The sequence below is a fragment of the Falsirhodobacter sp. alg1 genome (genome assembly GCF_000739715.2).
Taxonomy (GTDB): domain Bacteria; phylum Pseudomonadota; class Alphaproteobacteria; order Rhodobacterales; family Rhodobacteraceae; genus Falsirhodobacter.
This window is the reverse complement of sequence record NZ_BBJC02000013.1, coordinates 1-4,063: the sequence shown is the minus strand read 5'-3', so window position 1 is coordinate 4,063 and position 4,063 is coordinate 1. Positions and strand designations below refer to the sequence as shown.

Annotated in this window: 4 protein-coding genes and 1 pseudogene; 3 read left to right on the top strand and 2 right to left on the bottom strand. The window is 56.5% G+C overall.

Translation table 11 applies throughout. The annotated features are described in order from the left end of the window. On the top strand, positions 1 to 453 hold a 453-nt coding region (locus TR36_RS13785), incomplete at its 5' end, for an integrase core domain-containing protein (protein WP_153010585.1). Positions 454 to 636: 183 nt separating this feature from the next. Here TR36_RS13785 and TR36_RS13780 read toward each other — a convergent pair. After that, positions 637 to 1,116, bottom strand: coding sequence for a hypothetical protein (locus TR36_RS13780; RefSeq protein WP_153010584.1), 480 nt, complete (start codon positions 1,114 to 1,116; stop codon positions 637 to 639). Between the two features lie 403 nt (positions 1,117 to 1,519). Between TR36_RS13780 and TR36_RS13775 the strand changes: the two genes are divergently transcribed. Both TR36_RS13775 and TR36_RS13770 read left to right on the top strand, forming a co-directional pair. Continuing rightward, positions 1,520 to 2,584, top strand: a complete 1,065-nt coding sequence (locus TR36_RS13775; protein WP_052362689.1) for a hypothetical protein — start codon at positions 1,520 to 1,522, stop codon at positions 2,582 to 2,584. A gap of 100 nt (positions 2,585 to 2,684) precedes the next feature. Next, on the top strand, positions 2,685 to 2,897 hold the full coding sequence (locus TR36_RS13770; RefSeq protein WP_045393556.1) for a hypothetical protein: 213 nt from the start codon (positions 2,685 to 2,687) through the stop codon (positions 2,895 to 2,897). A 225-nt stretch (positions 2,898 to 3,122) separates the two neighbouring features. Here TR36_RS13770 and TR36_RS13765 read toward each other — a convergent pair. After that, positions 3,123 to 3,707, bottom strand: a pseudogene (locus TR36_RS13765) (IS3 family transposase); the annotation flags it as partial. Positions 3,708 to 4,063: the final 356 nt, after the last annotated feature.

Sequence of the window (4,063 nt, the reverse complement as noted above, 5' to 3'; positions counted from 1 at the left end):
CTCGTCGCGGACACCAGCCTGTCAGGGGCGCGTGTCGCCCGGGAACTCAGCTCCCTGATCCGGATTTACGGCAAGCCGGGTTGCATCGTCAGTGACAATGGCACCGAGTTCACCAGTCGGGCCATCCTCAAATGGGCCGACGAGAACGAGGTGCCGTGGCACTACATCGACCCAGGCAAGCCCCAGCAGAATGCCTTCGTCGAAAGCTTCAACGGCAGCCTGCGGGACGAGCTACTCAACGAAGAAATCTTCGACAGCTTGGACGACGCACGGCGAAAGCTGGCGCTCTGGCGCTACGACTACAACACGATCAGGCCACACTCGTCCCTGGCCAACCAGACGCCGCAGCAAGCGCGCCGGACGCTTGAGCAATTTGAGGGCTTCGCGCCCGGCGCGCTTGCGAAAGATGACCAAGCCGAATACCGAAATCCAAACTGCAGACTCTCGTTATGAATGAGGGACCAGTGGGGGGCAGGTCACGTCCGTTACGATCCGCACTGCGTCACTGCGATAGCCATTCATTCTGCCTGTGCCCATGATTTATTTTCTCTGGTTCACATCGCGTGTGCAAAGGTGCGTCACCAAATCGCGACAGCTTCGCCTTGACTGTCGCCCGGGACTTGACTCAATACAAGGTCAGATGCCGCCGGCATACGAGCGGAAGCTGTTCTGAATGGAAGCTTTGGTTCCGTTCAGTCTGCCATCGCATTCGATAGTGAACGGTTTCGCGGATGTAGGGCTCAAAAGGCATTGCCCGGTTGCCGGGATTCCATCATACGGCTCGTAACGTCTCGTCTCTAGATCGATGGTTGTTATCTGATAGATGCGCCTCTTGTCGCGGGCCAACCCGACCAAAGTCGCAAAATAATGGACTGAAGTCTCGCCTGTCCTGAACGTAAAAAGGGTCGTCTTTCCCGGAGTAGGGTTGGACGTGCCTGTGACACGTGGTTCACACACTGCCGCATAATCCTTGCCGTTCAGACTGTTCCGGGTGCATTGGCCGTAAATTGAGAAGTAGTCGCCAATGCCGCTGCTGCCGGTGGGTTGTGCACAGGACGACAGCAACATCAGCCCGGCAAGGCCGAAAACAGTAAAGAACGTCAAACGTCGCGACATGAAGATCACCATTTTCTCGGCATATGCTATTGCTTTAGGGAAGTAATCCGTTTGTCAAGGAGTCTCCATGGTCCTAGTTTAAAACCAAACAACAAACTATTATCGGAGTTGCCGTATTGCCCCGGTGGCGCAAATACACAGGACAGGCGGATCACGAGTCATGCTAATTTCGCCTCGTCTCCTCAGGTAAATGGCGGATCCACAGTCTGTTAAAACTATGTCGACAAAGCCATAGAGCCTCTCTTCGGTCTGGTGATGTCGAGCGCTTGCTCCTTGTCCAACGCGATCCTCGTGTGGTTCAATAAATTTCGGCAATATCTCGTTTGACATTACGATTGCTCATGGACCTGATGGTGAACGCGTATTTAATGGCAGACGATCTTATGCTGGAAACGGGAATCCTATGAAGCGGAGACTACTTGCGCTGACGCTGATCTGTGCCACATTGCCCGCTCATCTCTGGGCGCAGACGATGGCCGAGACTGCTCTTGCAAACCGGGATGGCGAAGGGCTGATCTCTGCGCTCGGCGCCGCACCCGCAAGCCTTCCCGAAGGCCAGTTGGGTTCCGCGCGTACGCTCCTGCTCGAGGAGCTCGCTCTGACGGGCGCTGAAAATACGGCAAAGCGACAGTCGATCGGACATGCCCTGCAGTCATTGGATCCGGACGACCGGGTCGCGGCCTCGCTGCTCCAAGTAGAGAAGCCTGCTCCCGCGCCTGCACCGGCCGCCGAGGTCACACACCTGCCTGATGGCTTCGAGGCGGCATTGACCGGAAATGACGGCAAGTCGCTGGTCGATCTTGTGCTGGCGGACGGCTTTTCCCTAGATCGCCTCGGGGACCGCGCTGAAGATGTCGAGGCGGTCGTGGCCACCCACGTCCGGCCTTTGCCCGCCAGTGATGCGACCGCGAACAGGCGCGGATACGAGGCTCTGGCACGCCTTGATCCGGCCAATGCCACCTATGCTGCCAAGGCAAAGCAGTATGCGGCTTCCGAGGTCCAGCAGCGCAGCGCCTTGCTGCGCAAGCTTACGAGGGAGATCGACGAGTTCAACGGGATAACCTTTTACAAGCACCCGTCGGAGCCGCGCTATGCTGACACTCGCACATATTTCCTTCCTTATCTCGCGGAAAAGGACGGTCGAGTGTGGATGCGTTTCGAGGCACACTACACCAGCGACAGCTGGCTGTTCGTCCAGAGTTTGTCTTTCAATGTTGATGGAGAGATCCGGCGCTTCCCGAGCGCGGACTGGAAACGCGATCATGATTCCGAGATTTGGGAGTGGGCCGACGTGCTTGTGAACGACGATCTGAGGGAACTTCTCGTCGAGATCGCCAATTCCAGCCAGACGATCGCGCGTTTCGACGGACAACAATACTACGACGACATGACCGTCCGGGCGAGCGACAAGCAGGCGATCAAAGATATGCTAGCCGCAGAGGATCTTTTGGAGAAAGCTTCTGAGTAAACTTCGGCTAATTGGGGGGGCGAACGAAAATAAGACTCACCAGTCGGCATAGTTATTGCTCCACGCAAATATTTGCATGACCGATTATGGGGTGGCCGTTATGGACGATGCAGAAAACACCATGTCTCCGCTGGAAGCCATGAAAGCTTGGGCTCGCGGAGAGATCCGGACCCGGGATGCGCTGACGCTCACCGGGTCGGACACGCTTTACCACCTCTACGCCGCCTGCGCGGCCAGCGGCGTGTCGCTCTATCGAGACCTGATACCGCAGGAGCAGGTCGATCTAATCGCGAGCATGAACCTGATCTTGTGATGCGGTCTGACGACCGCTGGGATCATCGGTCGAAGCGTGTTTGTTCGGGACGGCCGGGCTGGGACATCCAGAAGATCAGGATTGTTGATTTCCACCGAGACGTGACCCGGGTTGGGGCATAATTTCCATTGAGAATTGACCCATGTGACCCTTCCCCCAACGCGGAGAGGTGGTTCGGTTGATCTGAACAGGTTCCGGGCGTTTCTTAAGTGGTTTCCGCCTTGGTTACGCCGCTACCGTTTTGGCCATCGGCAAGTTGAAGTAAGCCTGATCTGGAGTTTTCCCGTCAAGCGATGAATGCGGACGCCGACTGTTGTAAAAGCCGAGATAACGGCCGATCCCGACACGAGCCTCCGGAACGCTGGCGTAAGCTCGCAGGTAAACCTCCTCGTATTTGATGGTCCGCCAAAGGCGCTCAACAAAGACGTTGTCGCGCCATGCCCCTTTTCCGTCCATGCTGATTTTGATCTCCCGACTCGCCAATACCTTGATGAAGTCTGTCGATGTAAACTGGCTGCCCTGATCCGTATTGAATATTTCCGGCTTGCCATGCCGAGCCAGCGCCTCCTCGACGGCCTCGATGCAGAAGTCGGCCTCAAGCGTGATCGACACGCGCCATGACAACACCCGGCGGGTGAACCAGTCCAGGACGGCGGCCAGATAGATGAAGCCGCGCGTCATAGGGATGTATGTGATGTCCATCGCCCAGACCTGATTGGGCCGCGTGATGGGTGATTTCCGCAGCAGATAGGGGTAGATCTTGTGCCCCGGGGCCGGTTTGGAAGTGTTGGGCTTGCGGTAGAGGCGATCCGCCGGGTCTGTCCCATCGTATTGATGTCCAGCTGCGCGTGCCCACCTGGGGGATGCTGCTCGGCCGCGCGCCGGATCTTTTATCCAGACGAAAGCGGGTGCCTGTATGAAACCTGCCAATGTTTTTGTTGCTGGGATCTTAAGCGTCCCTATTCAACGTCCACCCTCGTCTTCGTGATTCATGGATGGCATGGGATTAGGTGGGACGGCAAGGATAAAAACGGGACAAAACCGTCGCCAAAATGGAACAGGCAAAGATCTGCCGACACGAATCCTCGCTTGGAACAATACAGGCGCACTGTATATCGATACACCAAGCAAATATTCATCTATATGTTGAGATTATACGGCATCCC

Excerpts from the sequence above, each read along its gene's own strand:
- TR36_RS13780 (WP_153010584.1), bottom strand. The coding sequence starts at position 1,116 with ATGTCGCGACGTTTGACGTTCTTTACTGTTTTCGGCCTTGCCGGGCTG.
- TR36_RS13775 (WP_052362689.1), top strand. The coding sequence starts at position 1,520 with ATGAAGCGGAGACTACTTGCGCTGACGCTGATCTGTGCCACATTGCCC.
- TR36_RS13770 (WP_045393556.1), top strand. The coding sequence starts at position 2,685 with ATGGACGATGCAGAAAACACCATGTCTCCGCTGGAAGCCATGAAAGCT.